Annotated in this window: 26 protein-coding genes and 1 riboswitch; of the genes, 23 read left to right on the plus strand and 3 right to left on the minus strand. The window is 66.0% G+C overall.

What is annotated here, in order from left to right; translation table 11 throughout:
• Nucleotides 1-1564, minus strand: a 1564-nt coding sequence (locus tag ACZ1A1_RS21610; RefSeq protein WP_463621519.1) for a peptide ABC transporter substrate-binding protein, incomplete at its 3' end; no start/stop codon positions are given.
• Between the two features lie 268 nt (nt 1565-1832).
• Here ACZ1A1_RS21610 and ACZ1A1_RS21615 point away from each other — a divergent pair.
• The 19 genes from ACZ1A1_RS21615 (at nt 1833) to ACZ1A1_RS21705 (ending at nt 17030) form a co-directional block, all read left to right on the plus strand.
• Nucleotides 1833-2606, plus strand: coding sequence for an amino acid ABC transporter substrate-binding protein (locus ACZ1A1_RS21615; protein ID WP_463621520.1), 774 nt, complete (start codon nt 1833-1835; stop codon nt 2604-2606).
• A 102-nt stretch (nt 2607-2708) separates the two neighbouring features.
• A complete protein-coding gene (locus ACZ1A1_RS21620; protein WP_463621521.1) occupies nt 2709-3389 on the plus strand; it encodes an amino acid ABC transporter permease in 681 nt (226 codons plus the stop codon).
• Nucleotides 3386-4147 (plus strand): amino acid ABC transporter ATP-binding protein, encoded by a 762-nt coding sequence (locus ACZ1A1_RS21625; RefSeq protein ID WP_415213850.1) that lies wholly within the window; start codon nt 3386-3388, stop codon nt 4145-4147. The genes ACZ1A1_RS21620 and ACZ1A1_RS21625 overlap by 4 nt, the downstream gene beginning before the upstream one ends.
• A gap of 142 nt (nt 4148-4289) precedes the next feature.
• Complete coding sequence (locus tag ACZ1A1_RS21630; RefSeq protein WP_313193260.1) at nt 4290-4733, plus strand: helix-turn-helix domain-containing protein; 444 nt, start codon at nt 4290-4292, stop codon at nt 4731-4733.
• Between the two features lie 6 nt (nt 4734-4739).
• Complete coding sequence (locus tag ACZ1A1_RS21635; RefSeq protein WP_463621522.1) at nt 4740-6548, plus strand: hypothetical protein; 1809 nt, start codon at nt 4740-4742, stop codon at nt 6546-6548.
• Nucleotides 6549-6578: 30 nt separating this feature from the next.
• Entirely contained in the window at nt 6579-6839 is a 261-nt protein-coding gene (locus ACZ1A1_RS21640) for a hypothetical protein (protein WP_313193262.1), read from the plus strand.
• A complete protein-coding gene (locus tag ACZ1A1_RS21645) occupies nt 6839-8026 on the plus strand; it encodes a YcaO-like family protein (protein ID WP_463621642.1) in 1188 nt (395 codons plus the stop codon). The genes ACZ1A1_RS21640 and ACZ1A1_RS21645 overlap by 1 nt, the downstream gene beginning before the upstream one ends.
• Complete coding sequence (locus ACZ1A1_RS21650; protein WP_463621523.1) at nt 8023-8739, plus strand: TfuA-like protein; 717 nt, start codon at nt 8023-8025, stop codon at nt 8737-8739. The genes ACZ1A1_RS21645 and ACZ1A1_RS21650 overlap by 4 nt, the downstream gene beginning before the upstream one ends.
• Before the next feature lie 107 nt (nt 8740-8846).
• Complete coding sequence (locus ACZ1A1_RS21655) at nt 8847-9071, plus strand: hypothetical protein (protein WP_415213847.1); 225 nt, start codon at nt 8847-8849, stop codon at nt 9069-9071.
• A 282-nt stretch (nt 9072-9353) separates the two neighbouring features.
• A complete protein-coding gene (locus ACZ1A1_RS21660) occupies nt 9354-9791 on the plus strand; it encodes a YqaA family protein (RefSeq protein ID WP_313193265.1) in 438 nt (145 codons plus the stop codon).
• Between the two features lie 54 nt (nt 9792-9845).
• Nucleotides 9846-10385, plus strand: a complete 540-nt coding sequence (locus ACZ1A1_RS21665) for a sigma-70 family RNA polymerase sigma factor (RefSeq protein ID WP_313193266.1) — start codon at nt 9846-9848, stop codon at nt 10383-10385.
• Nucleotides 10372-11145: an anti-sigma factor family protein gene (locus ACZ1A1_RS21670; RefSeq protein WP_463621525.1), complete on the plus strand. Its 774-nt coding sequence runs from the start codon at nt 10372-10374 to the stop codon at nt 11143-11145. The genes ACZ1A1_RS21665 and ACZ1A1_RS21670 overlap by 14 nt, the downstream gene beginning before the upstream one ends.
• A 31-nt stretch (nt 11146-11176) precedes the next feature.
• Complete coding sequence (locus tag ACZ1A1_RS21675; protein ID WP_313193268.1) at nt 11177-11893, plus strand: Bax inhibitor-1/YccA family protein; 717 nt, start codon at nt 11177-11179, stop codon at nt 11891-11893.
• A gap of 276 nt (nt 11894-12169) precedes the next feature.
• Nucleotides 12170-12286: riboswitch (TPP riboswitch) on the plus strand.
• A gap of 91 nt (nt 12287-12377) precedes the next feature.
• Entirely contained in the window at nt 12378-14189 is a 1812-nt protein-coding gene (thiC, locus tag ACZ1A1_RS21680; protein WP_463621526.1) for a phosphomethylpyrimidine synthase ThiC, read from the plus strand.
• A gap of 2 nt (nt 14190-14191) precedes the next feature.
• Nucleotides 14192-15169, plus strand: coding sequence for a glycine oxidase ThiO (gene thiO / locus ACZ1A1_RS21685; RefSeq protein ID WP_463621643.1), 978 nt, complete (start codon nt 14192-14194; stop codon nt 15167-15169).
• On the plus strand, nt 15166-15363 hold the full coding sequence (gene thiS / locus ACZ1A1_RS21690) for a sulfur carrier protein ThiS (protein WP_313193270.1): 198 nt from the start codon (nt 15166-15168) through the stop codon (nt 15361-15363). The genes thiO and thiS overlap by 4 nt, the downstream gene beginning before the upstream one ends.
• Before the next feature lies 1 nt (nt 15364).
• Complete coding sequence (locus tag ACZ1A1_RS21695; protein ID WP_463621527.1) at nt 15365-16138, plus strand: thiazole synthase; 774 nt, start codon at nt 15365-15367, stop codon at nt 16136-16138.
• Nucleotides 16135-16740, plus strand: a complete 606-nt coding sequence (locus tag ACZ1A1_RS21700; RefSeq protein ID WP_463621528.1) for a thiamine phosphate synthase — start codon at nt 16135-16137, stop codon at nt 16738-16740. The genes ACZ1A1_RS21695 and ACZ1A1_RS21700 overlap by 4 nt, the downstream gene beginning before the upstream one ends.
• 77 nt (nt 16741-16817) lie before the next feature.
• Nucleotides 16818-17030 carry a TOBE domain-containing protein gene (locus ACZ1A1_RS21705; protein WP_463621529.1) on the plus strand — a complete coding sequence of 71 codons (213 nt, stop codon included), beginning with the start codon at nt 16818-16820 and terminating at the stop codon, nt 17028-17030.
• On the opposite strand, the gene tsaA is transcribed toward ACZ1A1_RS21705, so the two are convergent.
• Nucleotides 17027-17548, minus strand: coding sequence for a tRNA (N6-threonylcarbamoyladenosine(37)-N6)-methyltransferase TrmO (tsaA, locus tag ACZ1A1_RS21710; RefSeq protein WP_463621531.1), 522 nt, complete (start codon nt 17546-17548; stop codon nt 17027-17029). The genes ACZ1A1_RS21705 and tsaA overlap by 4 nt on opposite strands.
• Before the next feature lie 130 nt (nt 17549-17678).
• Here tsaA and ACZ1A1_RS21715 point away from each other — a divergent pair, with 130 nt between their 5' ends.
• Nucleotides 17679-18239: a PadR family transcriptional regulator gene (locus ACZ1A1_RS21715; RefSeq protein WP_463621532.1), complete on the plus strand. Its 561-nt coding sequence runs from the start codon at nt 17679-17681 to the stop codon at nt 18237-18239.
• Entirely contained in the window at nt 18239-18529 is a 291-nt protein-coding gene (locus ACZ1A1_RS21720) for a DUF2218 domain-containing protein (RefSeq protein WP_463621533.1), read from the plus strand. The genes ACZ1A1_RS21715 and ACZ1A1_RS21720 overlap by 1 nt, the downstream gene beginning before the upstream one ends.
• A 130-nt stretch (nt 18530-18659) precedes the next feature.
• Here ACZ1A1_RS21720 and hpaR read toward each other — a convergent pair whose 3' ends face one another.
• Nucleotides 18660-19151: a homoprotocatechuate degradation operon regulator HpaR gene (gene hpaR / locus ACZ1A1_RS21725; RefSeq protein WP_463621534.1), complete on the minus strand. Its 492-nt coding sequence runs from the start codon at nt 19149-19151 to the stop codon at nt 18660-18662.
• Between the two features lie 139 nt (nt 19152-19290).
• On the opposite strand from hpaR, the gene ACZ1A1_RS21730 reads away from it, so the two are divergent.
• Nucleotides 19291-20004 carry a fumarylacetoacetate hydrolase family protein gene (locus ACZ1A1_RS21730; protein ID WP_463621535.1) on the plus strand — a complete coding sequence of 238 codons (714 nt, stop codon included), beginning with the start codon at nt 19291-19293 and terminating at the stop codon, nt 20002-20004.
• Nucleotides 20005-20148: 144 nt separating this feature from the next.
• On the plus strand, nt 20149-20586 hold the full coding sequence (locus ACZ1A1_RS21735; RefSeq protein WP_463621644.1) for a pseudoazurin: 438 nt from the start codon (nt 20149-20151) through the stop codon (nt 20584-20586).
• The last annotated feature ends 119 nt before the right edge of the window (nt 20587-20705 follow it).

Consider the following 20705-nt stretch of genomic DNA (forward strand, 5'->3'; position numbering starts at 1 on the left):
GCTGGTTGGCGGCATTGTCGTGCCAGCCCTGAACCTTGCCGGAGACGAGCCAGAGGTCGGCCTGCGTCAGGAGCGGCGCGATCGGCTGCTCCTTCATGAGAAGGGCTTCCGCCTCGTGCAGCACCTTGGCGCGCGCCGCGGGGTCGCGCTCCTCGTATGACTGCTTCATCAGCGCGTCGTATTCGTCGTTCTTGAACTGGCCGTAGTTGAAGGTCTTGTTGCCGCTCGTGCTGAGCGACAGGAAGTTTTCCGCGTCCGCATAGTCGGCGACCCAGCCGGCGCGCGCCACGTTGAACTTGCCGCCCTCCTGCAGATAGGCGTAGTGCGAGGACACGTCGAGATTCACCAGCGACACGTCGGCGCCGAAGGTGTTCTTCCACATGTCGGCCACCGCCGTCGCCACGCGCTCGTGGTTCGGGTTGGTGTTGTAGCGGATCTCGATCTTGAGCGGCTTGCCGCCCTCGCCATAGCCCGCTTCCTTCATCAGTTCGAGCGCCTTGTCCTCGCGGTCGAGTTGGGAGAGCGCGCCGAAATCGGCGGTCGCCGGCTCGTAGCCCTCGATGCCCGGGGGCACCATGGAATAGGCCGGGATCTGCGAGCCGGAATAGATCTCCTTGGCAAGGAAGTCGCGGTCGACGGCCATGGAGAGCGCACGGCGCACATTGACGTCGCTATAGGGCTCCTGGCGGGTGTCGAAGGCGTAGTAATAGGTCGCCAGCGTCGGCGAGACATGGACCTCCTCGCCATAGCTCTTCTTCAGCCGCTCGATCTGGTCGGCCGAGAAATTGTAGACGAGGTCCATCTCCTTCGCCTCGAAGCGGCGGACGGAGGCGGCCTGGTCGTCGATCGGGTAGAAGACCACCTTGTCGAGCTTGACGTTGGCGGCATCCCAGTATTCACCGTTCTTCTCGACGACGAGGTTGTCGTTCGGCACATGGCTGACGAGCTTGAAGGCGCCGTTCGAGACCATCGTGCCCGGCTTGACGAAATCGGCGCCGTTCTTCTCGACGCTCGCCTTGGAGACCGGCAGCGCCGTCTGGTGCGCAAGCAGTTCCAGGAAGAAGGGCGTCGGGCGCTCCAGCGTCACTTCCAGCGTCCCGGCGTCGACGGCCTTGAGGCCGAGCTGGTCGAGGTCGAGCTCGCCCTTGTTGACCTTCTCGGCATTCTTGATCGGGTAGAGGATATTGGCGTAGCCGGCGGCGGTCTTCGGGTCCTCGACGCGGGTGAAGGAGAAGACAAAGTCTTCCGCCGTCACCGGGGAGCCGTCGGACCACTTGGCGTTCTCGCGCAGCTTGAAGGTGTAGACCGTGCCGTCTTCGGAGACCGTCCAGCTCTCGGCGGCACCCGGGACAATCTTGCCGGCGGCGTCATAGATCGTCAGGCCCTCGTAGAGGTCCTTCAGGATGAACTCTTCGATATTGATGGAGGTGTGCGCCTGGTCGAGCGTCTGGGGCTCGCCGGCATTGCCGCGGTGAAGCACCGCTTCGGCGAGCGCCGGGCTTGCGCCGATGAGGAGCGCACCGGCCAGGAGCGCTGCACGAAAGCCGATCATCTTGTTTGCCATTTTGTTTTCCTTCCCCGTTTGTTTTTTTGGGTGCCCAATCAATTGTCTCTGTTCCGGCGCTTGGCAAGACCCCAAAAACAGGAAATGCACAGCGCCGCGATAGCCCGTAAGACGGCCTGAAATGCCGGCCTGTCCGGCGATTTACGCGGAAAATTGAGAAAAATATTTGCATTCGCCCAAATAAATCGCAGTTTTCTGCCCATCGTTTTTCACGGATTTCTGCGATTGATCGCCCATCGAACATGTGAGCCAGAAACGGAGTCCCAAGATGAACTGGTTGAAGACCCTCGCCGCCGCCGCGGCCCTGCAGGCCGCCGCTCTAGCCCCTGCCTTTGCCGGTGAAAACCTCGCCGCCGTCCAGTCGGCCGGCGCGCTGAAGATCGGCACCGAAGGCACCTACGCCCCCTTCACCTACCATGACACGGACGGCAAGCTGGTCGGCTTCGACGTCGAGATCGGCGAGGCCGTCGCCCAGAAGCTCGGCGTGAAGGCCGAGTTCCTCGAAGGCAAGTGGGACGGCCTGATCGCCGGCCTCGACGCCAACCGCTACGACGCCGTGATCAACCAGGTCGGCATCACCGAGGCACGCAAGCAGAAATACGACTTCTCCGAGCCCTATATCGCCTCCAAGGCCGTGCTGATCGTGCGCGCCGACGACGACAGCATCAAGGGCTTCGCCGACCTCAAGGGCAAGAAGTCCGCCCAGTCGCTGACCAGCAACTTCGGCAAGCTCGCCCAGGAGTCGGGCGCCGAGCTCGTCGGCACCGACGGCTTCGACCAGTCGATCCAGCTCGTGCTGACCGGCCGCGCCGACGCGACGATCAACGACAGCCTCTCCTTCCTCGACTTCAAGAAGCACAAGCCCGACGCCAATGTGAGGATCGCCGCCGAGCAGGAAGGCGCCGACTATTCCGGCATCATCATCCGCAAGGGCGAGCCGGAACTGCTCGACGCCATCAACAAGGCGCTCGCCGAGATCAAGGCCGACGGCACCTACAAGGCGATCTCGGACAAGTATTTCGGCCAGGACGTCTCGAAGTAATCTTCGGCCGGCCGCTTCGCGCCGGCCTGTTCCTGACATATAGATAGACCGACGATCTGGCCGGGGATGACCCGGCCAGCCGCATTTCGGAGGATCGCCCCCGTGCCGCCCTGGCTTCAACTGATGCTGGACTCGCTTGCCCCGCTGCTCTGGGCCGCGCTCGTCTTCACCATTCCGCTGACCCTCGCCTCCTTCGTGCTCGGTCTTGCGCTCGGCCTCGTGACCGCCGTCGTGCGGCTCTTCGCCCCGCGGCCGTTCTCGGATGTCGCGCGGTTCTACGTATGGGTGATCCGCGGCACGCCGCTCCTCGTGCAGCTCTTCGTGATCTTCTACGGCCTGCCGAGCGTCGGCATCCTGCTCGACGCCTTCCCGGCGGCCCTCATCGGCTTCACGCTCAATGTCGGCGCCTATACGTCGGAAATCATCCGCGCCGTCATCTCCTCCGTGCCGCGCGGCCAGTGGGAAGCGGCCTATTCGATCGGCATGAGCTGGTCGCAGGCCATGCGCCGCACCATCCTGCCGCAGGCGACGCGCGTCGCCGTGCCGCCGCTGTCCAACACCTTCATCTCGCTGGTCAAGGACACCTCGCTCGCCGCGGCCGTCACGGTGCCGGAACTCTTCCAGACGGCCCAGCGCATCGTCGCCACCACCTACGAGCCGCTGATCCTCTATATCGAGGCGGCGCTGATCTATCTCGCGCTGAGCTCGGTGCTCTCGTCCCTGCAGGTGCGGCTCGAAAAGCGCTTCGCCCGCTATGGCGGCTTCCTGGAGGCCCGCACATGATCGAACTCACGCATATCGAGAAACGCTTCGGCGACAATGTCGTGCTGCGCGACATCAGCCTGCGGCTGGCCGAAGGCACCGTGACGGCCCTCGTCGGCCCCTCCGGCGGCGGCAAGAGCACGCTTCTGCGCTGCATCAACCTCCTCGAAATCCCGACCGCGGGCTCGATCCGCCTCGGCGAGGAGAAGATCGATTTCGCCCCCGGCCGCAAGGTCGGCTGGGACGCGATCCAGAAGCTGCGCCGCCAGACCGGCATGGTCTTCCAGAACTTTCAGCTCTTCCCGCACCAGACCGCCATCGCCAACGTCATGGAAGGTCTCGTCACCGTCCTGAAATGGCCGGCCGACAAGGCGCGGGCCCGCGCGATGGAGCTTCTCGAAAAGGTCGGCATGGCGCACAAGGCGGATGCCTGGCCGGCGACGCTTTCGGGCGGCCAGCAGCAGCGCGTCGCCATCGCCCGGGCGCTGGCGCCCTCGCCGCGCGTCCTTCTCTGCGACGAGCCGACCTCCGCGCTCGACCCGGAGCTTGCCGAGGAGGTCGTGGAGGTCCTCAGCCGCCTTGCCCGCGAGGGAACGACCATGGTGATGGCGACCCACGACCTGCGCCTCGCCTCGCGCGTCGCCGATGCCGTCGTTTTCCTCGACGGCGGCGTGATCGTCGAGGAGGGCCCGCCGCGCGCCATCTTCTCGACACCCCAGAGGGATAGGACGAAGAAGTTCATCGCCTCGCTCAGCGCGCCGCAAAGCTACGACATATAGCGGCGCCCGCACACGCAGCCTCATGCTACGGTAGCGATGAAATCCGGTCCGCGGCAGTTGCATCGAGCCGGCGATTCGAGCACAGTGAAGGCATATTCATATATCGTCATGCCCCGGCATGCCCTCTAGGGGAGAAAGTATCATGACCAAGAAAATACCGAACCCGATCGACGTCTTCGTCGGCTCCCGCGTCCGCCTGCGCCGCCTGATGGTCGGCATGAGCCAGGAAGCGCTCGCCGACCGCCTGGGCGTGACCTTCCAGCAGGTTCAGAAATACGAAAAGGGCACGAACCGCATCAGCGCGAGCCGCCTGCAGGCGATCTCCGACGTCTTCCGCGTGCCGCCGAGCTTCTTCTTCCAGGACGACGAGAACGCCGTTCCGGCCGCGGGCGTCGCCCACGAGACCGGCGACGTCTCCACCTTCGTCTCCTCCAAGGAAGGCCTCGACCTCAACCGCGCCTTCCTGAAGATCGACGATGCCGGCGTGCGCAAGTCGATCATCGCGCTGGCGACCGCGCTCTCCAAGGCGAGCGCCGGAGCGGAAGCGGGCGAACGTGCGGACAGCGCATCGGAACTGCGGATCTGATAGCACATGCCGGCGCAGCTTCAGACGCTGGGCCATCTTCGCCTGCTCGACGAGGGCGGTAACGACATCGTCTTTCCCGAAAAGGCGCTGCTGATCCTCTGCTATCTCAAGACGCGCGGCCTGACGGAAATGCCGAGGGCCGACGCGGCGGGCCTTTTCTGGGACGACGGCAACGCCGCCGCCGCCTTTGCCAGCCTGCGGCAGACCGTGTCGCGCACCCAGAAGCGGCAGCGCGAGCTCGGCCGCTCCTATCTGACGATCACCGACGCCGCCATCGCGCTGGGGCCCGACCCCGTCGAAAGCGATGTCGCGGCAGTGCGGCAGGATGCAGGCCTTGCCGTTCTGGCGAGCCTCCTCACCGAGGATTTCCTCAAGCACGTCAAGCCGGTCAACCGCGCGCTCGTCAACTGGATCGCCCTGCAGCGGACGGCCCATATGGCGCTGCTTCGCCAGGCCCTGCTCGACAGGGCCGCCGACAGCGGCGCGGCGCGGCAGGTCCGCTCTGCCGCCGCCCTCCGCCTGCTGGAGGCCAATCCGGAGGACGAGGAGGTGCGGGCGGTGCTCACCGGCCGGCCGGCAACGCCGACCGCGCTCATGACCTTCCAGCCGTCCATGCAGATCCTGACGCCGGAGGAAGCCGGCATCGCGCTGCCGCGGCAGAACCCGCCGCGCGTCGTGCTGCTGCCGCCCGTCACGGCATTCGGCTCGCGCACGGCGGCGCGCTTTTCCGAGGCGCTCATCGAGGATGTGACGATTGGGCTCTGCGCGCTGCGCTCGATCTCAATCATCGCCCCGCACACCGCCGCGCAGATCTCGCTGCAGGCGGACCGCGCCACCACCTACGAACGCCACAAGATCAGCTACATCCTGGAAACCCGCCTGCGCGACGAGGGCGACGGCCACACGCTCTTTGCCCAGCTCATCTTCTTCGGCAGCGACGAGGTCATCTGGGCCGAGCGCTTTCCGCTGTCGGCCGAGGGGCTCGCCCGCTCCCGCCAGATGATCGCCCACCAGATCGCCGGCGCCATCGCCACGGAGATCGAGCACAACGAGCTGGTGCGCGGCGACTACGAGCGCAATGCCGATGCCTATCGCAGCTTTCTCGTCGGCCAGGGGCAATTGAAGAATCTCGACCTGCGCGACATCCGCCGCGCCCGCAAGAGCTTCCGCGAGGCGCTGCAAACGAGCGCCGGCTTCGCGCCTGCGCTCGGCGGCCTCGCCCGCAGCTACTTCCTAGAATGGCTGGTGACGGCGCGCGGCGACGGCGAGCTGCTGCGCCAGGCGGAAGACTATGCCGAGCAGACCATCAAGGCCGACGAGCGGCTGCCCTCCGGCTACCGCGAGCTCGGCGTCGTGAAGCTCTACGCCCGCCAGTTCGACGAAAGCGCCGCCTATCTCGACCAGGCCGAGGCCCTGAGCCCGCACCATGCCAATGTCATCGCGAGCTACGCCGATACGCTGGTGCAGGCGTCCTGCCCCGATCTCGGGATCAGGAAGATCGAACACGCCATCGACCTCAACCCGCTGCCGCCCGACGAATATTTCTGGACCGCCGCCGGCGCCAGCTATTCGCTCGGCCGCTACGAGCAGGCGCTCGACTATATCGCCCGCATGAAGGACCGCGCGCCGGTCGACCGCCTTTCGGCCGCCTGCTGGAGCATGCTCGGCGACATGAAGAAAGCGCGGTATTACGTCCGCCGCACCTACGCCGTCCATCCGAACTTCGACCTCGAAGCCTGGATGGCGATCGTCCCCTTCAAGGAAGAGTGGCAGCGACAGCACTATTACGAAGGGCTGAAGAAGGCGGGTTTCTGAACATCCAACCGAACGGGAGAGGGATTGAACATGGCACGACTGGTTGTTTTGGGCATTCAGGGAGATGACGGGCTCTGGGTCGCGGACCTCGATGCCGGAACGGTGACGCAGATCGGCGTTCCTTCGGGCGGCGCGCTGAAGGCTGCGGACGACCTGCGCAAGGCCGGCGCGACGATCACCAAGGGCGTGAACCTTGCCGCCCTCGCCTCCTCGGCGGATGCGGTTTCCGGCGGCTTCATGGATGTCTCCGGCGGGTTCATGGACGCTTCCGGCGGCTTCATGGACAAGTGATCCGCCAGTCCTGTTCCGACCGGATCTGCGGCCCGGAAGAGACCTGGAGCCGGATCGAGGCGCTGCTGCCCCGGTTCGGCATTACCCGGCTTTCCCGCCTGACGGGGCTCGACCGCCTCGGCATCCCGGTCTGGAATGCGGTGAGCCCCAATGCCCGCTCGATCGTCATCAACCAGGGCAAGGGCATCACCGATATCGACGCGAAAGTCTCCGCCGCCATGGAGGCGCTGGAGCGGGCCGTCGCCGGCGATCCGCTCGTTTGCGCACGCCGCTCCTCCCGCCGCGCCTTCGCGGCGGCCGGGGAGACATGCCTGCCGCTCGACATCTTCATTGCGGCCGGCCAGCCCTTCCTCGGCGAGGACGAGGTTCTCGACTGGCTGGCGGGGCGCGACCTTGTGACGGGCGAGCGCATCTGGGTGCCGCGCGAGGCGGTGATCCTCGACCGCACAGAGGAAACGCCGCGTTTCTGGCAATCCTCGGACGGCCTTGCCTCCAGCAATTCGGAAACCGAGGCGATCCTGCACGGCCTGCTGGAGCGCATCGAGCGCGATGCCGATCGCTTGTGGCGCCTGCTTCCCCGGCAAAAGCGCCTTGCGGCGGCGATAGACCCGGCGGATATCGCGGACCCCGTCGCCGAAGCACTGGTCGCACGCTTTAGGGAAGCGGGACTGGAGCTTCGCCTCTTCGACATCACCAGCGACCTTGCCGTGCCCACCTATGCGGCGGTGCTTGCCGAAGCCGGCATCCTTGCCCGCAGGCAGCCGCTGTTCCATGACGTGACGATCGGCTACGGCACCCATCCCGTCGCGGCGCGCGCCGTCATCCGCGCGCTGACGGAGGTCGCACAATCGCGCCTCACCTATATCAGCGGCGCGCGGGACGATCTCTTCGCCGAGACCTTCAGCCGCCCGCTCGCGGCGGAAACCCGCGCTCTCTTCGAGGCAGCGCCCGGCGCCGCCCCCATCTATCCGGCGCCGGAGGGCGACGCCGCCGGATTGCTGGCCTGGTGCCTGGAAAAGCTCGCCGCCGGCGGCATCACGCCGGTCGTGGCGGTTCCGCTCGGCGATGCGTCGCTGCCCGTTTGCGTGGTCAAGATGATCGTGCCGGCGCTCGAGAATCCAGAAGGCGCGCGCCGGCATGCCGTCGGCCCCCGCGCGCTCTCGCGCATGCTGTTCGCAATGCCATGAAGATCGTCTTCGTCGGCCCCAGCCTGCCCGATGCCGCCGCGCTTTGCGGCGACGGCATCGAGGTCCACCCGCCGGCGGCGCATGGCGACGTGCTTTCGGCGACAAGGGCCGGGACGACGGCCATCGGCCTGATCGACGGCAATTTCGAACATGTCGCCCCCGTCTGGCACAAGGAAATTCTCCACGCGCTGGAAACGGGCGTCGCCGTCTTCGGCGCGGCGAGCATGGGCGCACTCCGCGCGGCAGAATGCGACAGCTTCGGCATGGTCGGCATCGGCCGCATCTACGAGGACTATGCCAGCGGCCGGCGCGTCGACGACGCGGATGTCGCCCTGCTGCATGGCCCGGCCGAGCTCGGCTATCCCGCCCTCTCGCTGCCCATGGTCAATGTCGATGCCACGCTGGATCGCCTGAAGGATATCCAGGCCCTTGATAAGGCTGACATATCGAGCCTGCGCGCTGCGGCATCCGCCCTCTTCTACAAGGACCGGACCTGGGCGGCGATCGTGGAAACGGCCGGACTGGCCGCGTGCCGCAGCGATTTCCTGCAACTTTTCCATGCAGAAACGGTGAACCGGAAGCGCGAGGATGCTCTCGCCCTGCTGCAGGCCCTCCACGATTTCCAGCCGCAAAGCCCTGTAAAACGCGCGAGCTGGACATTCCGGGCCACCTCGCTCTGGCGCACCGCCGCTCATCAACCCAAAACGCAGTAGAACGTGCAATTTCCCATTCCGCGTGTGTCACGCCTGAGTCACGCGCGAAAAGGGCGCGTCACGCCTATACTTTGTGCAGGGCTTGAGAAATTGCGGGGGCGCAAGGCATGAGAATCGAAACGAACGAGGTCGAGGACAGGGGAACCGAGATGATGGCGCTGGCGCGTCTCGTCGCCTTCGCGCTGGAATCGGCGAAGACACTGGATGCCGAGATCGTCGAATTCTGCCTGGACAAGGCATTGCGGGCCGTGCTGGACGAGATCGACGAACCGTCCCGCATGACGCTGACCACGAACGACATCATGCTGATGAACCGGTCGGCGCTCTGCTGACCGGCTGAAGCCGGCCGCCGTTCCTCCACGGCGCCGATCGCGTCGGCGGCCCGAACCAGGCGGGCCGCCGCCGATCCTCGCGACCGTTTCAACGATAGTGCGGACAGGGCCTCCAATATCGCGCGGCAGAGCTCCTTTGCCGCTACCGATTGCCGCTGGCGCCCGCAAAAGATTACCCTCCCCTTTCCCCATCAAACGGCACCGTTTACGGAAGCTGCCGAACCGATGCGGAGGCGGCATGGACAACGGGGAACAACGGAGCGGCCGGGTCGCCGGCCAAAGATGAGCGCGCTTGCCGCCTATGGCGGCCTCTTCCTCGCCGCCCTGGTCGCCGCCACCATCCTGCCCGCCCAGTCGGAGGCGGTGCTGGCCGGCCTGCTGGCATCGAAGAGCTACACGCCCGCCCTGCTCATCCTCGTCGCCGGCATCGGCAACGTGCTGGGTTCGGTGATCAACTGGCTGCTCGGCCGGGGTATCGAACGCTTTCGCGATGCCCGCTGGTTTCCCGTCTCCGCGAAATCGCTGGAGCGCGCCGGAAACTGGTATCGCCGCTATGGCTGGTGGAGCCTGCTACTCAGCTGGATGCCCGTCATCGGCGATCCGCTGACGGTCGCGGCCGGCATCATGCGCGAGCCCTTCGGCCGCTTCCTCCTCGTCGTCTCGCTCGCCAAGTTCGGCCGCTACATCGCGCTCGCCGCCGTCGTGCTGCACTGGCTTTGAACTTTTTTCGCAAGGCGATGGAATGAGTGTCGCCCGGCGCTCGTATATTGGGGCATGAACGGAAAGACACCCGGCTTCAACGTGATCGGACAGCTTGCGGCGCTGAGGCGCTACGCCCTGTCGCTCGTCCGCAATCCGGACGAGGCGGAAGACCTCGTGCACGACGCGCTGGTGAAAGCCTATGAACGGCAGTCGACCTTCCGCACCGGCGCGAATGTCCGCAACTGGCTGATGTCGATCCTGCACAATGCCCATATCGACCGCCTGCGCCAACGCCGCTCGCAGGAGCGCCGCCACGATGCGGCGGCCGAGATCGCGGAGACCTCCGCGCCGGCCAACCAGGATCATTCGGTGCGGCTCACCCAGTTGCGCAACGCCTTCTTCGGCCTGCCGGAAGAACAGCGCGAGGCGCTGCATCTCGTCGCCATCGAGGAGCTTTCCTATCAGGAGGCCGCCGATACGCTCGGCATTCCGGTCGGCACGCTGATGTCGCGCGTCGCCCGCGCCCGCCAGCGGCTGCGCAGCTTCGAACAGAGCGGCGCACCCGTCACCCATCTCAGGATTGTCGGAGGCACCGGCGATGACAAGCAATGACCCCATCCTCGAAACTGACCTCAACGCCTATGTCGACGACCAGCTCGCCGTCGGCCGGCGCATCGAGGTCGAAGCCTATCTCTCCGAACGGCCGGAAGTGGCCGCGCAGATCATGAAGGACCTGCGCGTGCGCGACGAACTGCGCGTCGCGCTTGCCGACCACCGCACGGTGACGCGGCAGGAAACCCGCGAGGCCGCACGGCTTCTGGAACGGGCGCTGTCGCATCGTCGCGTCTTCTCCGTCTTCCGCCGGGCCGCCACCATCGCCCTCTTCATCGCGGCGGGCTGGGTCGCCCATGCGGCGCTCGGGCCCTTCGGCGCGACGCAGGTCGTCGCCTCCACGCCGCCGCCCGCCTTCGTCGAGGAGGCCGTGCGCGCGCACCGGACGACGCTGCTGCGCGACAGCATGACCTCGCAGCCGGAAATCGAGACCTTCGACCCGGCGGAGATCCGCTCGGCAACGGCCATCGTGCTGCCGGACCTGCCCAAGGGCTGGACCGTCATCGACACGCAGGTCTTCCCCTCCGCCTACGGCCCGAGCGTCGAGCTGGTGCTGGAGCCGGTAAAGGGGGAGCGCATTTCGCTCTTCGCCGTGCGCCCCGGCTCCTTCGCCGTGCAGCACGTCCTCGTCTTCCATGCCGACAATGCCCGCGCCGCCTACTGGCAGATCGGCGACGTCGCCTATGCGCTGGTGTCGGAAAGCCGCAAGGCCGACGACCTGGCGGGCACCGCGCGGGACCTTTCCCGCACGCTCTACTGATCAACCACTTCCAGACCGAAGGAGATTCTCGATGGAACCCGTACAACAGCGTTTCGGCTACGGCGCCCAGGCGCAGTCCGCCGCCCTCTTCGACGAGGGCCTGCGCCAGCACATGCTGCGCGTCTACAACTACATGGGCGCAGGCCTCGTCATCACCGGCCTCATCGCCTTCGTCGTCGGCTCGACGCCGGCGCTCTATGTGCCGATCTTCTCCTCGCCGCTGAAATGGGTGGTGATGCTGGCGCCGCTCGCCTTCGTCCTGTTCTTCTCGTTCAAGATCCAGACGATGTCGGCCAGCGCCGCGCAGATGACCTTCTGGGCCTTCTGCGCCGTCATGGGCCTGTCGCTCGCCTCGGTGTTCCTCGTCTTCACCGGCATGAGCATCGCCCGCACCTTCTTCATCGCCGCCACCATGTTCGGCGCCACCAGCCTCTACGGCTACGTAACGAAGCGCGATCTCTCGAAGTTCGGCTCGTTCCTGATGATGGGCCTCATCGGCGTGATCATCGCCTCCATCGTCAACATCTTCCTCGGCTCCAGCGCCCTGCAATTCGCCGTCTCGGTGATCGGCATCCTCGTCTTCGTCGGCCTCACCGCCTGGGACACGCAGAACATCAAGGAACAGTATGCGGAAAATATCGGCCACGAGTCGCAGCAGAAGATGGCCGTGTTCGGCGCACTGTCGCTCTACCTCAACTTCGTCAACATCTTCCAGCTCCTGCTGAATTTCACGGGCGAGCGCGAATAGTCGTTAGAGCAGCTGACTCTTAATCAGCGGCTAGAAGGGAACGGCGGGGCAATACCCCGCCGTTTCTTTTTGCCATCAACCGCTCCACACTCACCGTCGTCATCCTCGGCCTTGAGCCGAGGATCTACCAAAGCATCAAAACCCGGGACGTTGGCAGATGCTCGGGACAGGCCCGAGCATGACGCAGGAAAAGACAGAATGCGGCGCAACAAAACGTAAGAGATAACTTACGCAAATTACCCCGTTGACAAATCTCCACGCAGCGTCTTTGCTTGAGACATTCACCAGGGGGGTCCCGACAAGGGGCTGAGATACTGCTGGCATTCGCAGCGCAGTGACCCGTTGAACCTGATCCAGTTCATACTGGCGTAGGGACGGTGCAAGCGCTGTGGCAGGCAATCCGCAACCCGGATTCCGTCTCCCGCGCCCTTCCATCATTCCGGCTCCAGGACTGGGTCTCCAAACGAAAACTTGGAGCCTCACGATGAATATTGCCGCCCAGAAACTCACCCCGACCGTCACGACGGGCGCCCTTCCCGCCTCGCGGAAGATCCACATTCCGGGTGAGCTGCACCCGGACATCCGCGTGCCGATGCGCGAGATCGCCCTGCACCCGACCTCCGGCGAGCCGCCGGTCATCGTCTACGACGCCTCCGGCCCCTATACCGATCCCGCCCATGTCGTTGCCATCGAGGGCGGCCTGCCGCGCCTTCGCGAAGGCTGGGTCGCCGCCCGCGGCGACACGCAGGCCTATGACGGCCGCCACATCCGCCCCGAGGACAACGGCTTTGCCACCGGCGAGCGCCTGACGCCGGAATTCCCGGTGCTGAGCCGCCCGCGCCGCGCGGCGAACGGCAAGGCGGTGACACAGCTCGCCTATGCCCGCGCCGGCATCGTCACGCCCGAGATGGAATTCATCGCCATCCGCGAAAACCTCAGCCGCAAGGCCGCGAAAGAGGCGCTTGCTCGCGACGGCGAGAGTTTCGGCGCACATATCCCGGATTACGTGACGCCGGAATTCGTCCGCCAGGAAGTGGCGAGCGGCCGCGCCGTCATCCCCGCCAACATCAACCACCCGGAAGCCGAGCCGATGATCATCGGCCGGAACTTCCTGGTGAAGATCAACGCCAATATCGGCAATTCCGCCGTCACCTCCTCCATGGCGGAGGAGGTGGAGAAGATGGTCTGGGCCATACGCTGGGGCGCCGACACGGTCATGGACCTTTCGACCGGCCGCAACATCCACAATATCCGCGAATGGATCATCCGCAACTCGCCGGTCCCCATCGGCACCGTGCCGCTCTACCAGGCGCTGGAGAAGGTGAACGGCATCGCCGAGGACCTGACCTGGGAGGTCTATCGCGACACGCTGATCGAGCAGGCCGAACAGGGCGTCGACTATTTCACCATCCATGCCGGCGTGCGGCTGCACTACATCCCGCTGACCGTGAACCGCGTCACCGGCATCGTCTCGCGCGGCGGCTCGATCATGGCCAAGTGGTGTCTGCATCACCACAAGGAGAGCTTCCTCTACGAGCATTTCGAGGAAATCTGCGACATCGCCCGCGCCTATGACGTCACCTTCTCCCTCGGCGACGGCCTGCGCCCCGGCTCGATCGCCGATGCCAACGACGCCGCGCAGTTCGCCGAACTCGAAACGCTCGGCGAACTGACGCAGATCGCTTGGGCGAAGGACTGCCAGGTCATGATCGAAGGCCCCGGCCATGTGCCGATGCACAAGATCAAGGAGAACATGGACAAGCAGTTGAAGACCTGCGGCGAGGCCCCGTTCTACACGCTCGGCCCGCTGACGACGGACATCGCCCCCGGCTACGACCACATCACCTCCGGCATCGGCGCGGCGATGATCGGCTGGTTCGGCACGGCCATGCTCTGCTACGTCACGCCCAAGGAACATCTCGGCCTGCCCGACCGCGACGACGTGAAGGTCGGCGTCATCACCTACAAGATCGCCGCCCACGCCGCCGACCTCGCCAAGGGCCACCCGGCCGCGAAGATCCGCGACGACGCGCTGTCGCGCGCCCGCTTCGAGTTCCGCTGGGAGGACCAGTTCAACCTCTCGCTCGACCCGGAGACGGCCCGCGCCTTCCACGACGAAACGCTGCCCAAGGAGGCGCACAAGGTGGCGCATTTCTGCTCCATGTGCGGCCCGAAATTCTGCTCCATGCGCATCTCGCACGATATCCGCGCCGAGGCGCAGAAGGAGGGGCTTGAGGCCATGGCGGCGAAATTCCGCGAGGGCGGCGACCTCTATATGCCGCTTTCGGGAGAATGACCATGCGCATCCTCGTCAAGGGCGCCGGCGTCGCCGGCCTTGCCACCGCCTGGCAGCTCTACCGCCACGGCTTCGACGTCACCATTTCGGAAAGCCGGGAAAGGGCGGGCCTCGGCGCCTCCGGCTTTGCCGGCGGCATGCTCGCGCCCTGGTGCGAGCGGGAAAGCGCCGAGGAACAGGTGCTGGCGCTCGGCCGCCTTGCCGCCGACTGGTGGGAAGCCGCGCTCCCCGGCCATGTGCATCGCAAGGGCACGCTGGTCGTCGCGGCCGGCCGCGATGCCGGCGAGCTCGAACGCTTCGCCGGGCGGACGAGCGGTTGGGAATGGCTGGACGAGCCGGCCATCGCCGCGCTGGAACCGGACCTTGCCGGCCGCTTCCGCCGGGCGCTGTTCTTCCGCGAGGAGGCTCATCTCGATCCGCGGCAGGCGCTGGCGGCGCTCACCGCCAGCCTCGAGGAGGCGCGCATGCGCTTCCTCTTCGGCGCGGGCGGCAAGGCCGGCGGCCATGACCGGGTGATCGACTGCACCGGCGCGGCGCGGATCGGCCGCCTGCCGGGCCTACGGGGTGTGCGCGGCGAAATGCTCGTCCTCGAAACCGGCGAGATCCGCCTGTCACGTCCCGTCCGTCTGCTCCACCCCCGCCACCCGATCTATATCGTGCCGCGGGAGGCGGGCCGCTTCATGGTCGGCGCGACGATGATCGAGAGCGACGACGCCGGCCCCGTCACCGCCCGCTCGCTTATGGAGCTGCTGAACGCCGCCTATGCCCTGCACCCGGCCTTCGGCGAGGCACGGCTCGCGGAGACCGGCGCGGGCATCCGCCCGGCCTATCCCGACAACCTCCCGCGCGTGAGCGAGGATGGCGAGACCATCCATGTTAACGGCCTCTACCGGCACGGCTTCCTGCTGGCGCCCGCCATGGCCGGCGAGGTCGCCCACATCCTCCTTCGCCAGAGGCAATTCGAAAGGAAGGCATCATGACCCTCATCATCAACGGCGAGGAACAGGAGATCGCCGCCGCGACGCTTGCCGATCTCCTCTCCGCCCTCGACTACGAAGGCGACTGGCTGGCGACGGCGGTGAACGGCGAGCTGGTGCACCGCGAGGATCGCGCCGCCTTCCCGCTCGGCGAGCGCGACCGCGTCGAGATCCTTTCCCCCATGCAGGGAGGCTGACATGCTGAAACTCTACGACGCCGAGGTCGGCTCCCGCCTGCTGCTCGGCACCGCGCGCTATCCCTCGCCCGCCATTCTCGCGGATGCAGTACGGCGCTCGAAGGCGGAGATCGTCACGGTTTCCCTGCGCCGGGAAAATGCCGGCGGCAAGGCGGGCGGCACCTTCTTCGAACTGATCGGGGAGCTCGGCGTGCGCGTGCTGCCGAACACCGCTGGCTGCCACAGCGTCAAGGAAGCCGTGCTGACGGCGAAGATGGCGCGCGAGGTCTTCCGCACCGACTGGATCAAGCTGGAGGTGATCGGCCATCACGACACGCTCCAGCCCGACGTCTTCGGCCTCGTCGAGGCGGCGCGCATCCTGACCGGCGAAGGCTTTCAGGTCTTCCCCTATACGACCGACGACCTTGTCGTCGCCGAAAGGCTGCTGGAGGCCGGTTGCCGGGTGCTGATGCCCTGGTGCGCGCCCATCGGCTCGGCCATGGGACCGGTCAACCCGATGGCGCTGCGCGCCTTCCGCGCGCATTTCCCGGATATTCCGCTGATCGTCGATGCCGGGATCGGCCGCCCATCGCATGCGGCCGCTGTCATGGAGCACGGCTACGATGCCGTGCTGCTCAATACCGCCGTCGCCGGCGCGGGCGATCCGGCCGCCATGGCGGAAGCCTTCGCGCTCGCCATTGCGGCCGGCCGCCTCGCCCATGCGGCGGTGCCCCTGGAGCCGCGCGACATGGCCGTTCCCTCCACTCCCGTCATCGGAAAGGCCGTCTTTTCATGAAGCTCGATCCCTTCTACCTCATCGTCGACAGCGCTGATTGGATCGAGCGGCTCGTGCCACTCGGCGTCAGGCTCGTGCAGCTGCGCATGAAGGACCTGCCGGAGGATCGCCTGCGCGCGGAAATCCGCCGCGCGAAAGCGGCCTGCGCCGCCGGGGGCTGCCAGCTCATCGTCAACGATTACTGGCAAATCGCCATCAAGGAGGGCTGCGACTTCGTGCATCTCGGGCAGGAGGACCTTGCCGGGGCCGACATCGCCGCCATCCGCGCGCGCGGCATGAAGCTCGGCCTTTCCACCCATGACGCGGCGGAGCTCGAAACGGCGCTTGCCGCACGGCCCGATTACATTGCGCTCGGCCCTATCTGGCCGACGATCCTGAAGAAGATGAAATGGGCGCCGCAGGGCGTCGAGCGCATCGCCGACTGGAAGGCCCGCATCGCGCCGCTTCCCCTCGTCGCCATCGGCGGCCTCAATCCGGATCGCCTCTCCGCCGTCTTCGAGAACGGCGCCGACAGCGCCGCCGTCGTCACCGACATCACGCTGAATGCCGACCCGGAGGCCCGCACCCGCGAATGGATCGAGCGCACCGCCCGCTGGCGGTGATCGCCGGTTTCGGGTTGCGGACCTTTCCTTTCGGCGCCGCGATGCTAGTTTGCGGGTAGCAACCACAGGAGCATTGCATGAAGATCAGCGCGCGCAACCGCCTCAAGGGCAAGATCGTCGAAGTCACTCTCGGCGCGACCACCGCCCATGTCCGCATCGATGTCGGCGGCGGTTCGATCATCACCGCCTCGATCACCAACGAAGCCGTCAACGAACTTGGCCTTGCCGCCGGGCAGGAAGCCTATGCGGTCGTCAAGGCCTCCAACGTGATGGTCGCCGTCGACGACTAATCGCCGGCCTTCCTGCACATCTGCGCCTGGCCGGTCTCGAAATCGCCCGGCTGGGGCGGTGCGATCGGCTTGAAGAGCGTGCGGTCCGGCTTCAGGTCGATCAGCGGCGTGCCGTCGAGGCAATCGAGGCCGCGCACGAAGAGGCGATTGCCCTCGATCTTCTCGAACACCACGATCGAGGTTCCGATCGGGTTCGGCCGCACGGGCGAGCGCAGCGAGAAGGTGCCGTGCACCTCGCCGTTCGACGCCGGGCTCTGCAGCACGAGGTCGCGGCGCGACTGGTGCAGCCAGTAAAGCACCTCCAGCCGCTCGAACCGCTCGACGCCCGTCAACGCCTGCACCCAGGGCTCGAATATCTCGATGGTGCAGACCGGCCCGTCATGACGCCCCTGCCGCGGCGTTTCCATGCGCGCGCTCCAGGGCGTCGAAATCCGGCCGATGAAGACGAGCTGCGCATCCGCCGTTTCCGGCGGCGTGATCGCGACCTCGTTCCTGCGGATTTCGTTCAGCCGGACCATGCGCCCTCTCCATCGTTATATTTTCTGGAATACGACGTTAGCGGCCGCCGAAAACTTTTTAAAGATATAAATCTCGATATATCTTGATTTCAGATATATCGAGATTTATATCGGGACCATGAGACACAGAATGGGATGCGGCCCTCACCGCCACTTTTCACCGCCCGACGATCGTTCGGGTCCCTTCCATCGCGGCCGCCATCATGGCCCCGGCCGGGGTGGCCGCCACGGCGGACGCCTCTTCGACTACGGCGAGCTGCGCCTCTTGCTGCTCGCCATCATCGCCGATGCACCGAGCCATGGCTATGAGCTGATCAAGACCATCGAGGAACGCTTCGGCGGCAGCTACAGCCCGAGCCCGGGCGTCATCTACCCGACGCTCTCCTGGCTGGACGACATGGGCTATGCCGTGATCGAACCGGCCGAAGGCGGGCGCAAGCGTTACAGCATCACGCCGGAAGGCAAGGCCTTCCTCGCCGCCAACCGCGCGGCCATCGACGAGCTCATGGCGCGCGCCGGCAGCGGCGGACCGCGCGGCCGCGAAGGCGTGCCCGCCCCGGTCGTGCGCGCCATGGAAAACCTGAAACTCGCCATGCGGCTTCGCCTCCGCCGGGGAGACGTGAGCGAGGAGGCGGCAGAAGCCATCGTCGCCGCACTCGACCTTGCCGCCCAGACCGTGGAGAAAAGCTGATGACCGCCGCAACGAGCAAGACCGCCATCGCCACCGAACAGGCAAGCCGCTACCTCCAGCAGCTCTGCAAGCATTTCGCCCACAAGCTGCCCGTGAAGTTCGACGAGCATGACGGGGAGATCACCTTCTCCATCGGCGAATGCCGGCTGATGGCGGACGGCGCCGCGCTGCATATCGACCTTGCCGCGCCCAAGGCGGAGGATATGGAGCAGTTGAAGGACGTGGTGATCCGCCACCTCGTCCGCTTCGCCTTCCGCGAGGAGTTGCAGGTGGACTGGCAGGACGCCTAACCGGCCTGGGACCGATCGACATTCAGTTCAGGCTGAGCCGAAAATGTTGCTTTTCCGGGATCCGGAGCGCTGCACCGGAAGCCCGGAAAAGTGCCGTTTGCAGGCCGGCATGGGCTGAATGCTGACCGGCCTATTCCTCGCCGCCCAGCTTCAGGGCGGCGAGTTCCTCCAGCATGTCGAGGAGCGTATCGATCCTCTCCGCCCCGAAGCGCGCGTCGATCTCCGCATAGACGCGCAGGGCGTCCGGCATCACCTCGTCGATCATCGCCTGGCCCGCCGGCGCCAGCGTCAGGAGGACGCGGCGCTTGTCCTCCTTGTCCTTGTGGCGAAAGATCAGCTTGCGCTGCTGCAGCGAGCGCAGCATGCGCGTGAGGCTCGGCGCGAGGATGAAGGCCTTTTCCGCCACTTCCGACGCATCCACCATGCCCTCGTCGGCAAGCACGCGCAGGACGCGCCATTGCTGCTCGGTCACGTCGTGATCGACGAGGATGGGCCGGAAATGGCGCATCACCGCCTCGCGCGCTTTCAAGAGGCCGATCGGCAGCGGGCGCCGGCACGCGCCCTGCGGCGCGTCGTTCGTCGTCTCGAAAGTGCTCTTCTCTGGCGGCTCGCTGTTCGTCATCGTTCCCCTATCCGCGATTTTTCCGGCCCGCGCAAGGAAAGGCGGGGAGAACGGATGATCGCGGCGACGCCCCATGCTAGAGCAGTTCCAGCAAAATTGCGCCGCGGCGCCGAACACCCAGCCAGCGAAAGTGCAGCCCATGCCCGCCGAAAACACCAGGACCGACCGCAACTATGTCTTCGCGCCGGCCCCCGTTCCCGCTTTGCCCATCGAAGGGAGCGCCGCGCACTTCCCGGTCCACCGCATCTATTGCGTCGGCCGCAACTTTGCCGACCACGCCATCGAGATGGGCCACGACCCGGACAGGGAGCCGCCCTTCTTCTTCCAGAAGAATCCCGACACGCTCGTAGCGCCGGAAAACGGCTTTCCCTATCCGCCCGCCAGCAGCGACGTGCATCACGAGGTCGAGCTGGTCGTCGCGCTGAAGGAGGGCGGCAGCGACATTCCGGTCGAGCGGGCACTCGGCTGCGTCTATGGCTACGCCATCGGCATCGACATGACCCGCCGCGACCTGCAGGCTGAGGCGAAGAAGCTGGGGCGGCCCTGGGAGGTCGCCAAGGCCTTCGAGCATGCCGCGCCCTGCGGGCCGATCCATCCCGCCGCTACCATCGGCCATCCGGCGGCCGGCACGATCCGGCTGACGGTCAACGGCATGATCAGGCAGGAGGGAAACCTCAACCAGATGATCTGGAAGGTGCCGGAGATGATCGCCTGCCTTTCCCGCCTCTTCACGCTCGCGCCGGGCGACCTGATCTTCGCCGGCACGCCCGCCGGCGTCGGCGCGGTCAGGAGGGGCGACACGATGCACGCGCAGATCGACGGGCTCGGCGGCATCGCCGTCACCGTCACCTGAGACATTTGCTCGTACTGCGACAGGACGCCACGCACGATCCCGCGCTCTTGTTTGATTAAAGTCAAAGAAGGAGCGGCCCGGCGGGTCTACTTCCTCCTCATGAACGTGAGACGTTCGTCATCAAGGAGAACTCCAGTGCGTATCATGGCAAAGAGCATCGTCGGCGCGGCAGCGGTCATTCTGGCGCTCGCGCTTCCGGCAGCGGCGGCAGATTTCGAGGTGCACATGCTCAACAAGGGCGCCGAAGGCGCCATGGTGTTCGAGCCGGCCTTCGTGAAGGTCACGCCCGGCGACACCGTAACCTTCATCCCTACCGACAAGGGGCATAATGTCGAGACGATCAAGGACATGATCCCGGAAGGCGCGGAAGCCTTCAAGAGCAAGATGAACGAGCATTACAAGGTCACGTTCGACAAGGCCGGCGCCTATGGCGTCAAGTGCACGCCGCATGTCGGCATGGGCATGGTAGGCCTCGTGGTCGTCGGCGACGCGCCGGCCAATATCGATGCGGTCAAGACCGGCAAGCTGCCGAAGAAGGCACGCGAGCGCCTGGACGCCGCCATCGCGGCAGCGGGCCTTTAGGCTTCCCTTTCAGGGGCGGGGGCAGGAACCCGGGACGGAGCGATCCGTCCCGGGTTTTTTATTGCCGGCGCTTCGCGGGCGGCCAAGTTCCATCTTCTGCATGATCCTGATTTGCACAT

It is taken from the genome of Shinella sp. R2-11 (genome assembly GCF_055330205.1).